This window comes from Pseudooceanicola sp. NS-SX8, assembly GCF_057380755.1.
In genome coordinates, this window is the sequence record NZ_CM170819.1 from 4,324,395 (window position 1) to 4,342,092 (window position 17,698).

Consider the following 17,698-nt stretch of genomic DNA (forward strand, 5'->3'; position numbering starts at 1 on the left):
CAACCCGCCCCAAATACTCCCGCCGGAGGCATCGCCCGGCACGGGCGACCCTTCGTTTTCTGGACAATCGCCGCCGAAGGTGCTTAGACCGCGCCCAACAGGAGTTCGCCATGACCACCACCCGTTTCGCCCCCTCGCCGACCGGCTACATTCACGTCGGCAACCTGCGCACCGCGCTGTTCAACTATCTGATCGCCCGCAAGTCCGGCGGGACCTTCATCCTGCGCATCGACGACACCGACCAGGAACGCTCGAAGCAGGAATACATCGACGGGATCATGGAAGACCTCGAATGGCTGGGGCTCGGCTGGGACAAGGTGGAATACCAGTCCAAGCGCCTCGACCGTTACCACGATGCCGCCGACAAGCTCCGCGAGATGGGCCGCTTCTACGAAGCCTTCGAAACGCCGACCGAACTGGACCTGAAGCGCAAGAAGCAGCTCAACATGGGCAAGCCGCCGGTCTACGACCGCGCCGCCCTGGCGCTCTCGGACGAGGAAAAGGCCAAGCTGCGCGACGAACGCGGCCCCGGCGTCTGGCGGTTCAAGCTGATCCAGGAACGGATCAACTGGGAAGACGGCATCCTGGGGGAGATCTCCATCGACGCCGCCTCCGTGTCGGACCCGGTGCTGATCCGTGCCGACGGGCAGATGCTCTATACCCTCGCCTCCGTCGTCGATGACGTGGAGATGGGCGTGACCAACGTGGTGCGCGGCTCCGACCATGTCACCAACACCGCGACCCAGATCCAGATCATCGAGGCGCTCGGCGGCACCGCGCCGGCCTTCGCGCACCACTCGCTGCTGACCGGCCCGCAGGGCGAGGCGCTGTCCAAGCGCCTGGGCGTGCTGTCGATCCGCGACCTGCGCGCCGCGGGCGTCGAACCCATGGCGCTGCTCTCGCTGATGTCGCGCCTGGGCTCCTCCCAGCCGGTGGAGGTCTTCTCCTCCATCGAGGAGCTGGCAGAGGGGTTCGACCTGTCGACCTTCGGCTCCGCGCCGACCAAGTTCGACGAGAAGGACCTCTTCCCGCTGACCGCGCATATCCTGCAGCAGCGCCCCCTGTCCGACGTGGCCGAAGCCGTGGCCGCCGCGGGCGTGCCCGAGGACAAGGCCGAAGCCTTCTGGATGGTGGTGCGCGACAACGTCACCACGCTGAACGACCTGCCCGCCTGGTGGAAACTCTTCACCGAGGGGGCCGAGCCGATGATCGACCCCGAGGACGAGGCCTTCATCGCCGAAGCCATGGCCATGCTGCCCGAAGGGCCCCATGACGAAACCACCTGGGGCACCTGGACCAAGGCGGTGAAAGAGGCGACGGGCCGCAAGGGTCGCGGGCTCTTCATGCCGCTGCGCAAGGCCGTGACCGGCATGGACCACGGGCCCGACATGTCCCAGGTCCTGCCGCTGATGCAGGTGATCCGCGCCCGGGGCTGATGCGGGGGTGATACGGGGCCCCATCCGCCGGGACCCATGAACATGCGAAGGCCGGGGTGCAGGCAGCACCCCGGCCTTTCCCGTTCCGCACCCGGCCATTGCCGATCAGCAGCGTTCCATGAAGACGGCGACCCAGGTCTCGCCCTCCCGGGCGGTGCCGACGCGGCTGTAGCCGCCCAGGATGTTGCGCCGGTGGCCCGGGCTGCCCATCCAGTCCGACACGACCTGGCGCGCGCTCTGCTGGCCCTGTGCCACGTTCTCCGCCACCCGGCACCAGACCAGCCCTTCGCGGGCCACCCGGTCGCCCACGGTGCTGCCGTCCGAACCCGCGTGGCTGATGCGGTTCGACCTTTCCAGGTCCTGGGCGTGGCGGTCGGCCGCGCTCTGCAGCAAGGCGTCACTGGCCAGCGGGGCCAGGCCCGCCCGGGCGCGGGCGCGGTTGATCAGCTCCGCCACCTCCTGCGGGGGCGCGGTGCCCGTGGCGGCCAATGGCTCCGGATCGGAGGTCACGCAGCCCGCCAGCAAGAGCAGCAGCCCCGCCAACCCTGCCGATACGGCCCTGCTCGGACGCATCACCGCCCTCATGCCATCAGCCCCTGCACCAGCGCGTTCTGACGCCGGACCACCGCCGCCAGGTCCAGCCCCGGCATCTGCCCGTCGCGCACCACCTGGCGGCCCTCGACCAGCAGATGCTTCACCTTCACCGGCCCCGCCAGCAGGAAGGCCGCCGGATCCCAGCTGCCCGCGCTTTCGATGCCCGAAACATCCCAGATCGCGATATCGGCCCGCTTGCCCGGCGCCAGCCGCCCGCAATCGGGACGGCCCAGCACATCGGCCCCGCCGCGCGTCGCGATCTCCAGCGCCTCGCGGGCGCTCATCCCGTTGCCGCCCTGGACCACGCGCTGCAGCAGCATGGCCTGGCGCGCCTCGCCCACCAGGCTGCCGCTGTCGTTGCTGGCCGATCCGTCGACGCCCAGCCCCACGCGCACGCCCGCGTCCCGCATCGCCCGCACCGGCGCGATGCCCGATCCCAGGCGACAGTTCGAACAGGGGCAATGCGCCACACCGGTGCCGGTGCGCGCAAAGAGCCGGATCTCATCGGCGTCCAGCTTCACGCAATGGGCATGCCAGACGTCACTGCCGGTCCAGCCCAGCTCCTCTGCATACTGCCCCGGGCGGCAGCCGAAGTTGGCCAGGGAATAGGCGATATCCTCGTCGTTCTCCGCCAGATGGGTGTGCAGCATGACACCCTTGTCGCGGGCCAACAGGGCGGCATCGCGCATCAGCTCCCGCGAAACGGAGAAGGGCGAACAGGGCGCGATCCCGATCCGCAGCATCGACCCTTCGCGCGCGTCGTGATGGGCGTCGATCACCCGGATGCAATCCTCCAGGATCGCCGCTTCCGGCTCCACCAGGCTGTCGGGGGGCAGCCCGCCCAGGCTCTCCCCGATGGACATGGCGCCGCGCGTGGGATGGAACCGCAGACCCACCTCCGCCGCCGCCTCGATCTCATCCTCAAGGCGGCTGCCGTTCGGAAAGACGTAAAGGTGATCGGAGGTCAGCGAACAGCCCGACAGCGCCAGTTCCGCCAGGCCCACCGTGGCGGCCACGCGGGTTTCCTCGGGGCCGAACTTCGCCCAGATCGGGTAGAGCGTCTTCAGCCAGCCGAAGAGCAGCGCATCCTGCCCGCCGGGCACGGCCCGGGTCAGGGTCTGGTTCAGGTGGTGATGGGTGTTGACCAGCCCGGGCGTCACGACCGAGCCGCGCGCCTCGATCACCTCGGCCCCCAGCTCTGCCGCGGCGTGGTCCAGCCCGGGACCGATGGCGCGGATCACCCCACCGGACACCAGGATGTCGGCCCCCGACAGTTCCGTGCGCGCATCATCCATCGTCAGGATGTGGTCCGCGTTGCGTATCAGGTAACTCTGGCCGGTCATGGTGCCCCTGGTATGATCAAGGCGTCAGCATGTATCGCAATTGGCCAGGATTGCCAGCGCCGCGGCATGCAGATCCGGGCTTGCAGCGGCAATCACGCGCCCGCCCTGCAGGGCCGGGCCCCCGGTCCAGTCGGTGACGATACCGCCTGCCGCCTCGATCACGCCAAGCGGGCCCTGGATGTCGTAGGGGTTCAGCCCCGCCTCGATCACCAGGTCCACCTGCCCCGCCGCCAGCAGCGCATAGGCATAGCAATCCATCCCGTAGCGGGTCAGCTTCACCTGCTCCGACACCGCGCGGAAGGCCGCGGCCTCCGCCTCGGTGCCGACCTCGGGGAAGGTGGTGAACAGCACCGCCTCCGACAGACTGCGCCCGCCGCGCACGCCCAGGTCGGCCGGGCCCATCGGGCCGGTCATCCGCGCCGCGCCGAAGCCGCCCCAGAACCGTTCCTGCGTATAGGGCTGATCCACCATGCCCATCAGCACCTGCGCCCCGTCGTTGACCGCGATCAGCACGCCCCAGGTCGGCGTGCCGCTGACAAAGCCGCGCGTGCCGTCGATCGGATCCAGCACCCAGGTCAGGCCGCTGGTGCCCGCGCTGGTGCCGAACTCCTCCCCCAGGATCGCATCCTCGGGCCGGCGCCGCGCCAGTACGGCACGCATCGCCTGCTCCGCGGCGCGGTCCGCCTCGGTCACGGGGTCATAGCCACCGTCCAGCTTGTTGTCTTCGGAAAGGGTCGTGCTGCGGAAGTAGGGCAGGATCGCCTTGCGGGCCGCATCCGCCAGTTCATGTGCCGTGTCGAGGATTTCGCTGCCATCGGGCCGCATCGCCAGGTTCTCCGCTGCCGCTAGTATGGAGCGAGGCCTAGACCCGGACCCGGCATGAGGCAAGCCTTGTTACGGCCTGATCTGCGGTCTGGGACCGGAACCGCGGGCTATCCGGGCCTGCGTTCCGGGAAGTCTGCGGCCGTTCTGGCCGCCATGCCGGTTCCGCCACCCACGGAACCGCCATTGTGGGTGTGCTACGGGCCTCAGGCCACGTCGCTCAGCACGCGTGCCAGTTCGAACAGGCGACGGCGCTGGTTTTCGGGGATTGCATAGTAGGACCGGATCAGGTCCAGGGCTTCCTTGTCGCCCATCACGTCCGCCGGCATGGCGGCCGCAGGTGCAGCTTCCGCACCTTCACCTTCCAGCCCTTCGAAGAAGAAGCTGACCGGCACTTCAAGCGCATCCGCAATATCCCAGAGGCGGGAAGCGCTGACGCGGTTTGCGCCGGTTTCATATTTCTGGATCTGCTGGAATTTGATACCAACACGTTCCGCCAGTTGCTGCTGGGTCATCCCCACCAGCCAGCGACGATGACGGATACGTTTACCCACGTGCACGTCGACCGGATGAGTCATTCGCGGCTCCTGTCATACCCGATAGCTCCGCGCGATGCTCACTCGACGCAGAGAGGACGGGAATCGATTTCGTTTTAACACGCTGCACATCCCTACAGCGTGGAAGGATCGTAACAATTTTCAACTTTTACGCAACTGGTTCGCTCCCGAAAGAGCAGACTGACGAAATGGTTAACTCAATTCACAGATGTGTATCAAGCTTCCACGTTTCACAATCTTGCACGAACCGCCGCGTTGCAGCAAGAATCGACAAGCTGAGCCGTATGGTCGAAATTGTTTTTGAGCAAACTATCTGCCCGTAATTGCACGACAATAGGAGGAAAAGATGCGCGCCTGGTGCTGTGATAAAACGCACAGTCAGCCTCAACTGACACAGATAGCCGCAGAACGTCCCGGTCCCGGGGAAGTGATGATTGAAACGCGGGCATGTGGCCTGAACTTCGCCGATTTGCTCATGATCGAGGGGCGATATCAGGAAAAACCGACTCACCCGTTCACTTTAGGGATGGAGGTTTCGGGCCTCGTCAGCGCCGTCGGAGAGGGCGTAAATATCACAACCGGAACGAGAGTGGCGGCCTTTCCCGGAATTGGCGGTCTTGCCGATTACGTCAACGTCCCGGCAGATCGCGTCGTGCCGCTGCCGCAGGCGACGGGCTTCGCCGAAGCGGCGGCACTGCAGATCGCCTATGGCACCTCCCACCTTGCCCTGGATCACCGCGCCCGCCTGGCGCCGGGGCAGACCCTCCTGGTGCTCGGCGCCACCGGCGGCGTCGGGCTGACGGCGGTGGAGATCGGCAAGCTCATGGGCGCCCGCGTCATCGCCGTGGCCAAGGGCCCCGGGAAGGAGGCGATCGCCCGCGCCGCCGGGGCCGACATCTACCTCGACAGCGAAACCGCCGACATCCGGACAGAGGTAAAGGCCCTCGGCGGGGCGGATGTCGTCTATGATCCCGTCGGCGGCGACCTGGGGGAGGCCGCCTTCCGCGCCTGCAATCCCGAGGCGCGCTTCCTCGTCATCGGCGCCGCCTCCGGCCGCCCGGCGGAGCTGAAGACCAACCACATGCTGGTGAAGAACATCGACGTGATCGGCTTCTACTGGGGCGCCTACTTCCGCTTCCGGCCCGAGATCCTGACCGCCTCCCTGGCGCAGCTCTTCGCCTGGCAGGCAGAGGGGCGGATCCGCCCGCACATCAGCCACCTCCTGCCGCTGGACCGCGCGATGGAGGGGCTGGAGCTGCTGCGCAACCGCGCCGCCACCGGCAAGGTCGTCATCACAATGTAACCCCTCCCCGGCGCGCGCGCCGGGGAACCGGCCTCAGATCGCCGTCGCCGGGCGCTTGCGGGCGCGGCTCAGCTCCTGGCGCCAGGCGTAGCGGCCCAGGTTGCCGCCGCGGCCCTGCCCGGCCTCCCCGCCGCCACCGGGGCGGGTCAGCCCGGCGCCGCTGGTGTAGCCGATGCGCAGCATTTCGGCCATGCGCTCCATCACCTCGCCCGCGCCGCGATCCTGGCGGTACATGCAGATCTTCTGCATGCCCAGCTCCGGCAGTTCGCCGGAATGCTCGATGATCGACAGCTGCGGCGGCTCGGTCCCCGCGATCATCGCCGAAACGGCAAGATCCGCACTGACCGTCGCCTCGACCGTGCGGTCGCTGGCGGTGTCCACGGCGTTTTCCCAGTCGACCCCGTTTTCCTCCATCACCCGGATGACCAGCGGGCGGAACAGGCAGTTGCGGCCGGAGGCATAGCGCAGCGGCCGCTGCCGCCAGACCTGACCACCCGGCGCCCCGATCCAGGCCAGCGGGCGTTCATCCAGGATCTCGCCCCGCGCGTCGGGCTCGGCTTCCGTGGTCAGGATGATATCCGCCTCGCCCCGGTCAAAGCTCTCCTTCAGGCTGCGCGTATAGGCCGAGACGAGCTGCACTTTCATGCGCGGAAATTCCTGCGCGAACTGCTGCAGAACCTGCGGCACCACCGGGTAGACGATGTCATGCGGCACCCCCAGCACGATTTCCCCCTCGTAGCTCTTGCAGGTCAGCCGGGTCAGCGCCTCATCATTCATGTCGATGATACGTCGCGCATACCCCAGAAGCTGTTCGCCCGCCGGGGTCAGGTCGATCCGCCGGTTCGACCGGTCCAGCAGGGCAATGCCCAGGGTTTCCTCCAGCCTTTTCAACTGCATGGACACCGCGCTCTGGGTGAAATTCAGCATGCCGGCGGCCTTGGTGACCCCGCCGTGATCGGCCACAGCCACGAAGCTGCGCAGCGAGGTCATGTCGAGATTTCGCATATCATCAATCTCCGTGATGCTAATCGTCAGGAACATTCATTTCCAATATTGATCATAGCGCCGCATATACATCAACAGAAATCATGAAGACCCCGACTCGCATCACCAACCCGAAAGGACAGACAGATGAGCTCGCATTCCCTGGCCCCCGCCGTCGCATGCCCCCAGCGCGCCTCTCGCGCGCCTTTCTCCCGCCTTGCCAACCTCCTGGCCGTCTACCGCGAACGTCGCGCCCTGCGTGAGCTCGACCCCTCGCTGCTCAACGACATCGGCCTGACCCGTGAACAGGCGCACCTCGAAGCATCCCGGCCGATCTGGGATACCCCCGCGCGCCCTTTCTGATCGGGCCGATGGCCTGACAGGCGCCTAGCTCTGAGGGCGCCTGACCTTGGCCTGACCGCCCCCCCCGGGACCGCCCCGCTGGTCCCACCTCCGGGCAGCCCGCCCCCGATCGGGCTGCCCGCCTCATTTCGTCATCTCCCCGTGGCCGTGCTCCCCGCGCGGCCCGCGACTGGCCTCACACCCGGCCACCGCAGCCACGGTTCCCCGCCACGCGCCTTCGGGCGCAGGCCAGGCACGCCGGGCTGCGGATCTTTTTTACCTGACTTTTCAATGCACTTTCCCGGCGCCGTCCCTTTGTCGTCAGGGGGTTGGCCGATCCGCGTCGCCGCGGGGCCGCACGCCACCGTGAAGGATCCCGCTATCTGCGTGATTTTGCGCGTGAAAATCTTGAAATGCCGGCCCGAGTTCCCGATATTGAGCGCAGACCCCCATCCCGGGGGAAATGTTTCATTCCTGGAGGAACCCATGGCTGACTACAGAACCATGCAGCATACGGCGGCAGGTAGCCGGTCCGCCGCAATCGACGAAGGGCTTCGCGCCCACATGAACAAGGTCTACGGCACCATGTCCGTAGGCACCCTTCTGACCTTCCTCGTGGCCTGGGCCGTCGGCTCCTCGCCCGAACTGCTCAGCGTGTTCCGCGATCCCATCACCCTCCAGCCGAACATCCTCGGCTATGTCATCATGTTCGCGCCCCTGCTGATGGTCTTCGGCTTCGGCGCCCTGCTCAGCCGCATCTCCGCGGCCGGCGCGCAGCTGTTCTTCTACGTCTTCGCGGCCGTCATGGGCCTGTCGCTGTCCTGGATCTTCGTGGCCTTCACCGGCATTTCGATCGCCCAGGTCTTCCTGGTGACCTCGATCGCCTTCGCGGGCCTGTCGCTCTGGGGCTATACCACCAAGCGGGACATTTCCGGCTGGGGCGCCTTCCTGATGATGGGCGTGATCGGCATCCTGGTGGCCTCGATCATCAACATCTTCCTGGGTTCGCCGGCGCTCTACTTCGCGATCTCCGCGATCGGCGTGCTGATCTTCGCAGGCCTCACCGCCTACGACACCCAGAACATCAAGACGACCTACCTGCAGCACGCGCATGCGATGGATCAGGAATGGCTGGGCAAGTCCGCCATCATGGGCGCCCTGCAGCTCTACCTGGACTTCATCAACCTGTTCATGTTCCTGCTGCAGTTCCTCGGCAACCGCGAGTGATCGCGGACCGGGGCCCGGGACTTACCGCCCGGGGCTCAGGCCAGAAAGACGAAAGCCGGTCCCGCGGGACCGGCTTTTTTGTTGGGACATTGGCGCCCGGCTTCGGCCATGGCGGCGGAAGGTGGGTTGGCACCCACCCTACGGCCGGCAGGATCGGCTCAGGCGGTCCAGCGCATCTGCACCGCCGGGAACAGGACCCCGTTGGGCAGGCGCAGCTCGATCTCCGCGCGCGGTTCGAACCCCAGCGACATGTAGAAGGGCACGGCGGTCAGCGTGGACTGGCAGTGCAACAGCTCCACCCCCGCCGCCTGGGCGGACCGGATGACCTTGCGCATGACACGGGCCCCCAGCCCCTGCCGCGCGGCATCCGGATCGGTGGCGACGTGGCGCACGTGGCCCTCACCCGGTCGCCCCGGCGCGCCCCAGGGCGTCGTATCGGTCCAGCCACCGGCGGCCAGCACCCGTTCCTCCGATCCGTCCAGCGCCAGGAAGTAGGTGCCGCAGGTCAGCAGGCCGGGCCGTGGCCGCTTCAGGAAGGGCAGCGCCTCCCGCAGGAGCTCGGTCGGGTAGTCCGGCGCCAGCAGCGCCCGGTAGGACCGCGCCAGCATCCGGTTCACCGCCTCGGTGTCCGCCGGCAGGCCGGGGCGCAAGTGGATCTCGGGGATGCCGGCGGCCTGGCCTGGCCCTCCTCCGGCAAGGGTCCCCGCGAGGGGCGCCGCAACGGAGGGGGCAAGGGACCCCGGGCTCAGCAGCGCACTACTGCCGCAGTCGGGGTCATCAAGGCAATCGGGGGGCGTATCTTCGCCGGAAGAGAGGGGCATCGGAATGGTCCTTGTCTCGATCCCCGGCCTGCAACGCATGGTCCGGGGCTTCTGGGGGAGGGGGAGACAGGGCGCGGCCCGAAAAGAAGAAAGCCGCGCTCTGCGGCGCGGCTTGCATGGTCTTCAAGGTTTTTCAGATCTTACTTGATCTTGCCTTCCTTGTACTCGACATGCTTCCGCACCACGGGATCGTACTTTCGTACGGTCATCTTTTCGGTCATGGTACGCGCGTTTTTCTTGGTCACGTAGAAATGGCCCGTGCCCGCGGTCGAGTTCAGACGGATCTTGATGGTCGTCGGCTTCGCCATTGTGCTTCTCCTACAGCAGGCGCACTCCGGGCCGCCCGCGAAATCTCATGAAGCCTGCCTTTTACCGAGGCGCGCTCATGAGTCAACACGGGAATCGACAAAAAAGCGGAATCCGCCCGGGAAAGATGAAAAAGGGGTGGCCCGCAGGCCACCCCCACTGCCGAAACCCCGGCAGGATCCCCGAAGGGGCGATCGAAACACCGGTGCGGAGACTTACTCCACCGGCACTTCGCTGCCGCCGGTCGTGTCCGACTGCATCTTCAGGGCTTCGGCGTCCCGGGCCTGCTGCTCGGCCGTCACGAAGGCGGGCGCGGCCTCCAGGTCGGTCTTGGTGGCACTCGTCACCAGGCGCGGCGCGCCGCTTTCGGTCTCGCCGACGTCAAGCATGGCCATCTGCACGGCCACGTCCTTCTCGCCCATGCCCAGGAAACCGCCGACACCGATCACGACACCTTCCACGCCCCCGTCGAGGGAGATGATCAGGTCGTTGATGTCGCCGACCTTCTGGTCGCCGCTGTTGAACACCGGGGCGCCCAGCAGGTCATCGGCCAGGATGGTGTTCTCGGTCTGCATGGTGATCTGGCCATCCACCGGCTTGGCCGGCTCCGCGGCATCGGCCATGTCGGTCTCGCTGGCCATCGGATCGGTCACGTCGGGCTCGGCGCTCATGTCGTCGGCCATCTCGGTTTCCGTGCCGTCCGCCGGCACGGTGGTATCTGCGGTAGCATCGGCCGTGGCCTCACCGTCCTGCATCAGCAGCGGATCGGTGGCCTCTGTCTCCGTCCCGGTCGTTGTCCCGGTCGTGGCGCTCGCATCCTGGGCGATGGCCGAAACCGGGGCGGCCAGGGGCGCGGCTGCGACGATGGCGATCAGGGCGGCGCGGCTGGTGGTCTTGAAAAGGGTGCTCATGGGTCTTCCTCCTCTTGCACATCCCCGCGCTCTGCGGGGGTCATGTCCCCTCAACACGCGCCCTCACGATCCCGTTCCCTGCCGCCTTCCCCGCCCCGCCCCGGATGCGCGGGTTCGAGCGCGCGGCACCGCAGCATCTGCGCGGGTTCCCTCCTGTCCGGCGGGTCAGTGAAATTGGGCGGATATGCGCGGAGGGCCTGTAAGCCGGATTCTGTTCCCCGGCTCGCGCCGGTTCGACGACCATTCATCTGGGACGCCGGTCACCCGACGCCTCAAGCTGCCAACCCGAACCTCCGGGCCAAGGCGGCCCTGCGGTGACGGTTTCGGTTGCCCGACCTGCCCCGCGCGAGGTTCCTATTCGGCATTGCTCCCGGTGGGGCTTGCCTTGCCGGTCCTGTTGCCAGTCCCGCGGTGCGCTCTTACCGCACCGTTTCACCCTTACCCGCGAACCGAGGGGACGCGGGCGGTCTGTTCTCTGTGGCGCTTTCCCTGGGGTTGCCCCCGCCGGGCGTTACCCGGCACCGTTGCCTTGTGGAGTCCGGACTTTCCTCGGAAGCGCCGTTTCCAGCCTGCCCCCGCGGCCATCCGGCCCTCCGCGCGCTGTGCCCATAGCCGCAGCGCCCCCGCCGGTCAATCACCCGACGCGGGAACGGCGCGGCCATCACCCCGTGACAAGCAGACCGGCAACCGTCCCCGGCCCCCTCAGCGGGCCTCCCGCAACCGGCCATTGCCCCTCCCGGCGCCATACGCCATGATCTGCCACAAAAGGGGAAACTCATGCGCAAGTTCCTGGTCATCCTCGACGACAGCCGCGAATGCCTCAACGCCATGCGCTTTGCCGCCATGCGTGCGGCCCACAGCGGCGGGGGCGTCACCATCCTGTCCGTCATCTCTCCGGAGGAATTCAATCACTGGATGGGCGTTGCCGACATCATGCGCGCCGAAGCCCGCGAACGGATCGAGGCCCACTTCGAGGTGTTCGCGAAATGGATGCGCGACCGGCAGGGCATCGACCCTGAACTGGTGATCCGCGAAGGCGAGGCCTACGAACAGATCCTTGGCCAGATCCGCGAGGATTCCGAAATCGGCGTCCTGGTCCTGGGCGCCGCCGCTGGCAAGAGCGGCCCGGGCCCCCTCGTCACCCAGATGAGCCGCAACGCCGGCAGCCTGCCGGTGCCCATCACCATCGTGCCCGAGGACCTGTCCAAGGAACGGCTCGAAGCGATCACCTGAAACGGCGCCGCCCCTGCGGCCGCCCCGCCGCCCCGCCCAGATGGCCCCGGTCGCGCCCAGAAAGATCAACGCACGGGGCGTTAATACGCACCGACGCTATACCGACGTGATACCGACGCGATACCGACATGGCTTTTCGCCGGTTTTCACGGGCTTCGCCGGGAACTTGGAATGGTTCCAAATATTGACAGTTGGCCCCCGAAAGCGCATATCGAGGGCCTGACAAAGAAAGGTCCGCCGATGTTCATCCAGACCGAATCCACGCCGAACCCTGCCACGCTGAAATTCCTGCCCGGCCAGTCCGTGCTCGATGCTGGCACCGCCGACTTCCCCTCTGCCGAAACGGCGGAGAAATCGCCGCTGGCCAAGCGTCTGTTCTCGGTCGACGGGGTGACGGGCATCTTCTTCGGCACCGATTTTATCACCGTGACCAAGCGTGACGGGCTGGAGTGGGACCATCTGAAGCCGGCCCTGCTGGGCGCGATCATGGAACATTACCAGTCGGGCGAACCGGTCATGGGCGGCGCCGAACAGGCGACGGGCCATGCCGATCACGACGGTCCGGATTCCGAAATTGTCGTTCAGATCAAAGAGCTTCTGGATACCCGCGTGCGTCCCGCCGTGGCCCAGGACGGGGGTGACATCACCTTCCACGGTTTCGACCGTGGCGTGGTCTACCTCTACATGCAGGGCGCCTGCGCCGGTTGCCCCTCCTCCACGCTGACGCTGAAGATGGGGATCGAAAACCTGCTGCGCCACTACATCCCCGAGGTGACCGAGGTCCGGCCCGTTGCCGTCTGACGCGCCGATGCCACCTCTGATTCTGGCCTTCGACACATCGGCCGCGCATTGCGCGGCCGCTTTGCTGTCCGGTGACCGCATCCTTGCGGAAGAACGGCAGGAAATGGCCCGTGGCCAGGCCGAACATCTCGTGCCCCTGCTCGAAGGGGTTCTGGCGGGTGCAGGGCATGACTGGGCCGATCTCTCGGCCCTGGCCGTTGGCGTAGGTCCCGGAAATTTCACGGGAATCCGGATTTCCGTCTCCCTGGCGCGCGGTCTGGCCCTGGGGTTGAAGATCCCCGCCATCGGCGTCTCCGGCTTCGACGCGCTGGCCTTCGGGCAGCCGCGCCCCCTTCTGGTGACCCTGCCCGCGCCCCGCGATCAGGTCTACGCCCGGCTGCTGACGGACGACCACGCGGGCGAACCAAGGCTCGTCCCCGCCGCCGACCTCCCGGCGGAGCTGACGCCGGAGGGCTGCCTGCTGCTGGGCTGCCTGCCCGGGGCCCGGCCCGCCCCCGAAAACCCCGCGCCGGCCATCGCCCGGGTCGCCGCGACCCGGCTCGCCTCCGCGACCGAGGCGCCCGCCCCCTTCTACATGCGTCCCGCCGATGCCGCCCCACCGCGCGACGCCCCGCCCCGGATCCTGCCATGACCGCGTCTGAAAGCTATGACGCCCAGGCGCTTGCCCGCCTCCACGCCGCCTGTTTCGAGACCCCCCGCCCCTGGTCGGCGGAAGAGATCGATCGCCTGATCCACGACCCCGCCTGCTTCCTCGTGCTGCGCCCCGGCGGGTTCCTCGTCGGGCGGACCATGGTCGATGATGCAGAGATCCTGACCCTCGCCGTCGATCCCGCCCGGAGGCGACAGGGCATCGGGCGCCTGCTGGTCGAGGAATTCGAGAAGGTCGCGCATCAGCGCGGCTCCATTTCCGCCTTCCTGGAAGTGGCCGAGGACAACGCGGCGGCCATTGCGCTCTACTCTGCAGCAGGCTTCATCCGCGCCGGTCGCAGGCCGCGCTACTACCGCGCCCCCGACGGACGGATGAAAGACGCTGAAATCATGGGCAAAGGTATCGGCTGACCTCAGGGTCAATCACGATTTCCCCTACCAAATGGTCAGAGAATGCTATTGACCGTCCTGACCCGCTCTGTCCTAAATCGGTCGATCGCAAAGATCTGCAAAGCAGTGGCCGCGCAACCGGGGACGGACAGACGGCCAAGCAACTGGGAGACCCAAATGACCCTGATGACCAAGATCCTGGGCGCCGCCGCTACCGGCCTGGCGCTCTCCGCCACCGCAGCGCTCGCCGATCCGGCGCTGATCTACGACCTGGGCGGCAAGTTCGACAAATCCTTCAACGAAGCGGCCTACAACGGTGCCACCGCCTGGGCGGAAGAAACCGGCGGCTCCTTCAAGGATCTCGAAATCACCTCCGAAGCTCAGCGTGAGCAGGCCCTGCGCCGCTTCGCCGAACAGGGCTTCACCCCGGTCATCACCACCGGCTTCTCCTTCTCGACCCCGATCGCAAACATCGCGGCCGACTATCCCGACACCAAGTTCGTCACCATTGACGGCTGGGTCGACCCGGCAGAACACCCCAACGTCCTGTCCATCGACTTCGCGGCGGAACAGGGCTCCTACCTGGTCGGCATGCTGGCAGCGATGAAGTCCGAGACCGGCACGATCTCCTTCGTGGGCGGCATGGACATCCCGCTGATCCGCAACTTCGCCTGCGGCTACGCCCAGGGCGCCAAGGCCGTGAACGCCGACATCGTGGTGCTGCCGAACATGACCGGCACCGACCCGACCGCGTGGAACGACCCGGTCAAGGGCTCCGAGCTGACCAAGGCCCAGATCTCCCAGGGGTCCGACGTCGTCTTCGCCGCGGCCGGCGCAACCGGTCTGGGCGTGCTGCAGACCGCAGCCGACGAAGGCATCATGGGCATCGGCGTCGACAGCAACCAGAACTACCTGCACCCGGGCAACATGCTGACCTCCATGCTGAAGCGCGTGGACGTCGCCGTGGCTGACGCCATGGCCGCAGGCGAGGATCTGGACACCGCCCCGATGACCATGAGCCTGGCCGATGACGGCGTGGGCTACGCCCTCGACGAGTTCAACGCCGACCTCATCACCGACGAGATGAAGGCCGCAGTCGAAGACGCCAAGGCCAAGATCATCGCCGGTGAGATCACCGTCGTGAACTACAACACCGACAATTCCTGCCCGGCGCTGGAATTCTGATCGGATCCGGCGGGGCCCAACCGCCCCGCCCCACTTTCACAGGGGCCGCGACCCGCGGTCCCTGTTTCCTTTGACGGGAACGCCGCACATGAACGAGACAGCCTCCGGGACAGTCCATCCGGCCATCGAGCTGAAGGGCATCTCGAAAGCCTTCGGCCCGGTCCAGGCCAACAAGGACATTTCCATCCGCGTCATGCCGGGCACGATCCACGGCATCATCGGCGAGAACGGCGCGGGCAAGTCCACCCTGATGTCGATCCTCTACGGCTTCTACAAGGCCGACGCGGGCGAGATCTTCATCAACGGGCAGAAGACACAGATCCACGACAGCCAGGACGCCATCGCGGCCGGCATCGGCATGGTCTTCCAGCACTTCAAGCTGGTCGAGAATTTCTCGGTGGTCGAGAACATCATCCTCGGCGCCGAAGAGGGAGCTTCCCTGCGTCCCTCCATCGCGAAAGCGCGCAAATCGCTGAAACAGCTGGCCGATGAGTACGAGATGCACGTCGATCCCGACGCGCTGATCGAGCATCTCTCGGTCGGGCACCAGCAGCGGGTGGAGATCCTGAAGGCGCTCTACCGCGAGGCCAACATCCTGATCCTGGACGAGCCCACCGGCGTGCTGACGCCGGCGGAGGCCGACCACCTGTTCCGGATCCTCGACAACCTGCGGCGCGAGGGGAAGACGATCATCCTGATCACCCACAAGCTGCGCGAGATCATGGAGATCACCGATACCGTCTCCGTCATGCGGCGCGGCCAGATGACCGCCACCGTCAAGACGTCGGAAACGAACCCCGAGGAACTGGCAGAGCTCATGGTGGGCCGCAAGGTCCTCCTGCGGGTCGACAAGACGCCCGCGACGCCGGGCGACGTGGTGCTCTCGGTCAAGGACCTGAGGGTCGTTGACGACAAGGGCGTCGAGCGGGTGAAGGGCATTTCCTTCGACATCCGCCGGGGCGAGATCCTGGGCCTTGCGGGCGTTGCCGGCAATGGGCAGTCCGAACTGATGCACGTTCTGGGCGGCATCATGGACGGCACGGGGGAAATCACCATGCTGGGCGCGCCCCTGCCGCTCTCGGGGCCCGGTTCCGACGGGGCGGCCCGGCGCAAGGCCTCCATCGGCAACGTGCCGGAGGACCGCCAGCACGAAGGCCTGATCATGGAGTTCACCGCCTGGGAGAACACCGTCTTCGGCTATCACCGCGACCCGAAGTGGCAATCCGGCCCGCTGATGAACAATGCCGCGATCCAGAAGGAAGCGGCGGCCAAGATGGAACGTTTCGACGTGCGCCCGCCGGACCCCAACCTCTCTGCCAAGAGCTTCTCGGGCGGCAACCAGCAAAAGGTCGTCCTCGCACGGGAGATCGAGCAGCACCCCGACCTGCTGCTGGTCGGTCAGCCGACGCGGGGCGTCGACATCGGCGCGATCGAATTCATCCACCAGGAAATCGTACGCCTGCGCGACGCGGGCAAGGCCGTGCTGCTGGTCTCGGTCGAACTGGACGAGATCATGTCGCTGTCCGACCGGATCGCGGTGATGTTCGACGGGCAGATCATGGGCTTCCGCGACCCGGCCGAAACCGATGAACGCGAACTGGGCCTCTTGATGGCCGGCATCTCGGGCGAGCCCGACACCGAAGACTACAAGGCGGTCGAAGAGAACATGGCAGCCGTCGAAAAAGGAGAGGCGCCGAGCCATGGATAAGATGCCCGTCTGGGCCGATGTGGTCCTGATCCCGCTGATTTCGCTTCTGCTGGCAGCGCTGCTGTCTGCCGTGGCCATCTGGGCCATCGGTGAAAACCCCTGGGAAGCCTTCTCCCTCATGGTCGACGGGGCGCTGATGCGGTCCTCCGGCTGGGGCTACACGCTCTACTACGCGACCAACTTCATCTTCTGCGGCCTTGCCGTTTCCGTGGCCTTCCACGCCAAGCTGTTCAACATCGGCGGCGAAGGTCAGGCGGTCATCGGCTCGCTCGGCGTGGCGGTCTGCTGCCTGTTCATTCCCTGGCCGCACTGGTCGCTGGCGCTCATCGGCTCCACCGTCTTCGCGGCGCTTTTCGGCGCGGCCTGGGCGTTCATCCCCGCCTACTTGCAGGCCAAGCGCGGCAGCCACATCGTGATCACCACGATCATGTTCAACTTCATCGCCGCGGCGCTGCTGAACTACGTGCTGGTCAACTTGCTGAAGCCGGTGGGTTCGATGGAGCCCGCCTCCGCCGTCTTCCCCGCTGCAACGAACCTGCCCACCTTCCGCGACATCTTCGCCGGGGGCGAAGGGCCGCTGTTCCGGGGCGCCCCTGCAAACGTGTCCTTCTTCCTGGCGATTGCCGCCTGCGTGCTGGTCTGGCTGCTGATCTGGCGCACCAAGCTGGGGTATGAGATCCGCTCCCAGGGCTTCTCGGAATCCGGCGCGAAATACGCCGGGATCTCCCCCGTGCGGATCGTCATCGTCGCCATGCTGATCTCCGGCGGGCTGGCCGGGCTGATGGGGATCAACGTGACCCAGGGCGAAAGCGAGCGCCTGATCCTGAACTCCGCCGAAGGCGCGGGTTTCATCGGGATCGCGGTGGCGCTGATGGGGCGCAACCATCCCTTCGGCGTGCTGCTGGCCTCGATCCTCTTCGGGTTCCTCTACCAGGGCGGTGCTGAACTGGCGATGTGGACGTCGATCCCGCGCGAACTGATCGTGGTCATCCAGGCCCTGGTGATCCTGTTCACCGGCGCGCTGGACAACATGGTCCGCTGGCCGCTGGAACGGGTCTTCATGTCCCTGCGCAAGGAGGGCTGACAG

19 protein-coding genes and 1 other RNA gene are annotated in these 17,698 nt (G+C 66.7%); 11 read left to right on the plus strand and 9 right to left on the minus strand.

The genetic code is table 11. The features are described 5' to 3' along the window. Positions 1-110: 110 nt before the first annotated feature. Positions 111-1,436, plus strand: a complete 1,326-nt coding sequence (gene gltX / locus AC2IR1_RS19800) for a glutamate--tRNA ligase (RefSeq protein ID WP_486473698.1) — start codon at positions 111-113, stop codon at positions 1,434-1,436. Positions 1,437-1,541: 105 nt separating this feature from the next. Here the strand turns inward: gltX and AC2IR1_RS19805 are convergent, their stop codons facing one another. The 4 genes from AC2IR1_RS19805 to AC2IR1_RS19820 form a co-directional block, all read right to left on the minus strand. Further along, positions 1,542-2,009: a CAP domain-containing protein gene (locus tag AC2IR1_RS19805; protein WP_486473699.1), complete on the minus strand. Its 468-nt coding sequence runs from the start codon at positions 2,007-2,009 to the stop codon at positions 1,542-1,544. An 8-nt stretch (positions 2,010-2,017) separates the two neighbouring features. Further along, complete coding sequence (locus AC2IR1_RS19810; RefSeq protein ID WP_486473700.1) at positions 2,018-3,373, minus strand: 8-oxoguanine deaminase; 1,356 nt, start codon at positions 3,371-3,373, stop codon at positions 2,018-2,020. A 24-nt stretch (positions 3,374-3,397) separates the two neighbouring features. Then, a complete protein-coding gene (hisN, locus tag AC2IR1_RS19815) occupies positions 3,398-4,198 on the minus strand; it encodes a histidinol-phosphatase (RefSeq protein ID WP_486473701.1) in 801 nt (266 codons plus the stop codon). 203 nt (positions 4,199-4,401) lie between these two features. Beyond that, a complete protein-coding gene (locus AC2IR1_RS19820) occupies positions 4,402-4,773 on the minus strand; it encodes a helix-turn-helix domain-containing protein (RefSeq protein ID WP_486473702.1) in 372 nt (123 codons plus the stop codon). 325 nt (positions 4,774-5,098) lie between these two features. Between AC2IR1_RS19820 and AC2IR1_RS19825 the strand changes: the two genes are divergently transcribed. Further along, positions 5,099-6,055 carry an NADPH:quinone oxidoreductase family protein gene (locus AC2IR1_RS19825; RefSeq protein WP_486473703.1) on the plus strand — a complete coding sequence of 319 codons (957 nt, stop codon included), beginning with the start codon at positions 5,099-5,101 and terminating at the stop codon, positions 6,053-6,055. Positions 6,056-6,088: 33 nt separating this feature from the next. Here the strand turns inward: AC2IR1_RS19825 and AC2IR1_RS19830 are convergent, their stop codons facing one another. Further along, positions 6,089-7,060: a LysR family transcriptional regulator gene (locus AC2IR1_RS19830; RefSeq protein WP_486473704.1), complete on the minus strand. Its 972-nt coding sequence runs from the start codon at positions 7,058-7,060 to the stop codon at positions 6,089-6,091. A gap of 126 nt (positions 7,061-7,186) precedes the next feature. Between AC2IR1_RS19830 and AC2IR1_RS19835 the strand changes: the two genes are divergently transcribed. Beyond that, on the plus strand, positions 7,187-7,402 hold the full coding sequence (locus AC2IR1_RS19835) for a DUF1127 domain-containing protein (RefSeq protein WP_486473705.1): 216 nt from the start codon (positions 7,187-7,189) through the stop codon (positions 7,400-7,402). Positions 7,403-7,867: 465 nt separating this feature from the next. Beyond that, on the plus strand, positions 7,868-8,608 hold the full coding sequence (locus AC2IR1_RS19840) for a Bax inhibitor-1/YccA family protein (protein WP_486473706.1): 741 nt from the start codon (positions 7,868-7,870) through the stop codon (positions 8,606-8,608). 158 nt (positions 8,609-8,766) lie between these two features. On the opposite strand, the gene AC2IR1_RS19845 is transcribed toward AC2IR1_RS19840, so the two are convergent. The 4 genes from AC2IR1_RS19845 to rnpB all read right to left on the minus strand — a co-directional run bounded on the left by AC2IR1_RS19845 (position 8,767) and on the right by rnpB (position 11,243). After that, entirely contained in the window at positions 8,767-9,429 is a 663-nt protein-coding gene (locus tag AC2IR1_RS19845; protein ID WP_486473707.1) for a GNAT family N-acetyltransferase, read from the minus strand. 140 nt (positions 9,430-9,569) lie between these two features. Then, entirely contained in the window at positions 9,570-9,737 is a 168-nt protein-coding gene (rpmG, locus tag AC2IR1_RS19850; protein ID WP_007799108.1) for a 50S ribosomal protein L33, read from the minus strand. Between the two features lie 213 nt (positions 9,738-9,950). Continuing rightward, entirely contained in the window at positions 9,951-10,646 is a 696-nt protein-coding gene (locus tag AC2IR1_RS19855; RefSeq protein ID WP_486473708.1) for a PRC-barrel domain-containing protein, read from the minus strand. Positions 10,647-10,830: 184 nt separating this feature from the next. Beyond that, positions 10,831-11,243, minus strand: an RNA gene (gene rnpB / locus AC2IR1_RS19860) — RNase P RNA component class A. Positions 11,244-11,423: 180 nt separating this feature from the next. Here rnpB and AC2IR1_RS19865 point away from each other — a divergent pair. The 7 genes from AC2IR1_RS19865 to AC2IR1_RS19895 all read left to right on the plus strand — a co-directional run bounded on the left by AC2IR1_RS19865 (position 11,424) and on the right by AC2IR1_RS19895 (position 17,695). After that, positions 11,424-11,879: a universal stress protein gene (locus tag AC2IR1_RS19865; RefSeq protein ID WP_486473709.1), complete on the plus strand. Its 456-nt coding sequence runs from the start codon at positions 11,424-11,426 to the stop codon at positions 11,877-11,879. Between the two features lie 240 nt (positions 11,880-12,119). After that, the gene (locus AC2IR1_RS19870) at positions 12,120-12,680 is read left to right on the plus strand and encodes a NifU family protein (protein WP_486473710.1); all 561 of its coding nucleotides are present in this window, start codon (positions 12,120-12,122) and stop codon (positions 12,678-12,680) included. 7 nt (positions 12,681-12,687) lie between these two features. Then, positions 12,688-13,311: a tRNA (adenosine(37)-N6)-threonylcarbamoyltransferase complex dimerization subunit type 1 TsaB gene (tsaB, locus tag AC2IR1_RS19875; protein WP_486473711.1), complete on the plus strand. Its 624-nt coding sequence runs from the start codon at positions 12,688-12,690 to the stop codon at positions 13,309-13,311. Beyond that, positions 13,308-13,739: a ribosomal protein S18-alanine N-acetyltransferase gene (rimI, locus tag AC2IR1_RS19880; RefSeq protein ID WP_486473712.1), complete on the plus strand. Its 432-nt coding sequence runs from the start codon at positions 13,308-13,310 to the stop codon at positions 13,737-13,739. Before tsaB ends, rimI begins: the two co-directional genes overlap by 4 nt. Before the next feature lie 156 nt (positions 13,740-13,895). Continuing rightward, positions 13,896-14,903 carry a BMP family lipoprotein gene (locus AC2IR1_RS19885; protein ID WP_486473713.1) on the plus strand — a complete coding sequence of 336 codons (1,008 nt, stop codon included), beginning with the start codon at positions 13,896-13,898 and terminating at the stop codon, positions 14,901-14,903. Positions 14,904-14,991: 88 nt separating this feature from the next. Continuing rightward, positions 14,992-16,611, plus strand: a complete 1,620-nt coding sequence (locus AC2IR1_RS19890; protein ID WP_486473714.1) for an ABC transporter ATP-binding protein — start codon at positions 14,992-14,994, stop codon at positions 16,609-16,611. Beyond that, a complete protein-coding gene (locus AC2IR1_RS19895; RefSeq protein WP_486473715.1) occupies positions 16,604-17,695 on the plus strand; it encodes an ABC transporter permease in 1,092 nt (363 codons plus the stop codon). The genes AC2IR1_RS19890 and AC2IR1_RS19895 overlap by 8 nt, the downstream gene beginning before the upstream one ends. Positions 17,696-17,698: the final 3 nt, after the last annotated feature.

Coding starts and splice junctions, on each gene's coding strand:
- AC2IR1_RS19840 (WP_486473706.1), top strand. CDS start 7,868: ATGGCTGACTACAGAACCATGCAGCATACGGCGGCAGGTAGCCGGTCC.
- AC2IR1_RS19805 (WP_486473699.1), bottom strand. CDS start 2,009: ATGCGTCCGAGCAGGGCCGTATCGGCAGGGTTGGCGGGGCTGCTGCTC.
- tsaB (WP_486473711.1), top strand. CDS start 12,688: ATGCCACCTCTGATTCTGGCCTTCGACACATCGGCCGCGCATTGCGCG.
- AC2IR1_RS19825 (WP_486473703.1), top strand. CDS start 5,099: ATGCGCGCCTGGTGCTGTGATAAAACGCACAGTCAGCCTCAACTGACA.
- AC2IR1_RS19830 (WP_486473704.1), bottom strand. CDS start 7,060: ATGCGAAATCTCGACATGACCTCGCTGCGCAGCTTCGTGGCTGTGGCC.
- AC2IR1_RS19885 (WP_486473713.1), top strand. CDS start 13,896: ATGACCCTGATGACCAAGATCCTGGGCGCCGCCGCTACCGGCCTGGCG.
- AC2IR1_RS19865 (WP_486473709.1), top strand. CDS start 11,424: ATGCGCAAGTTCCTGGTCATCCTCGACGACAGCCGCGAATGCCTCAAC.
- AC2IR1_RS19890 (WP_486473714.1), top strand. CDS start 14,992: ATGAACGAGACAGCCTCCGGGACAGTCCATCCGGCCATCGAGCTGAAG.
- rpmG (WP_007799108.1), bottom strand. CDS start 9,737: ATGGCGAAGCCGACGACCATCAAGATCCGTCTGAACTCGACCGCGGGC.
- gltX (WP_486473698.1), top strand. CDS start 111: ATGACCACCACCCGTTTCGCCCCCTCGCCGACCGGCTACATTCACGTC.
- AC2IR1_RS19870 (WP_486473710.1), top strand. CDS start 12,120: ATGTTCATCCAGACCGAATCCACGCCGAACCCTGCCACGCTGAAATTC.
- AC2IR1_RS19835 (WP_486473705.1), top strand. CDS start 7,187: ATGAGCTCGCATTCCCTGGCCCCCGCCGTCGCATGCCCCCAGCGCGCC.
- hisN (WP_486473701.1), bottom strand. CDS start 4,198: ATGCGGCCCGATGGCAGCGAAATCCTCGACACGGCACATGAACTGGCG.
- AC2IR1_RS19810 (WP_486473700.1), bottom strand. CDS start 3,373: ATGACCGGCCAGAGTTACCTGATACGCAACGCGGACCACATCCTGACG.
- AC2IR1_RS19855 (WP_486473708.1), bottom strand. CDS start 10,646: ATGAGCACCCTTTTCAAGACCACCAGCCGCGCCGCCCTGATCGCCATC.
- AC2IR1_RS19820 (WP_486473702.1), bottom strand. CDS start 4,773: ATGACTCATCCGGTCGACGTGCACGTGGGTAAACGTATCCGTCATCGT.
- AC2IR1_RS19845 (WP_486473707.1), bottom strand. CDS start 9,429: ATGCCCCTCTCTTCCGGCGAAGATACGCCCCCCGATTGCCTTGATGAC.
- rimI (WP_486473712.1), top strand. CDS start 13,308: ATGACCGCGTCTGAAAGCTATGACGCCCAGGCGCTTGCCCGCCTCCAC.
- AC2IR1_RS19895 (WP_486473715.1), top strand. CDS start 16,604: ATGGATAAGATGCCCGTCTGGGCCGATGTGGTCCTGATCCCGCTGATT.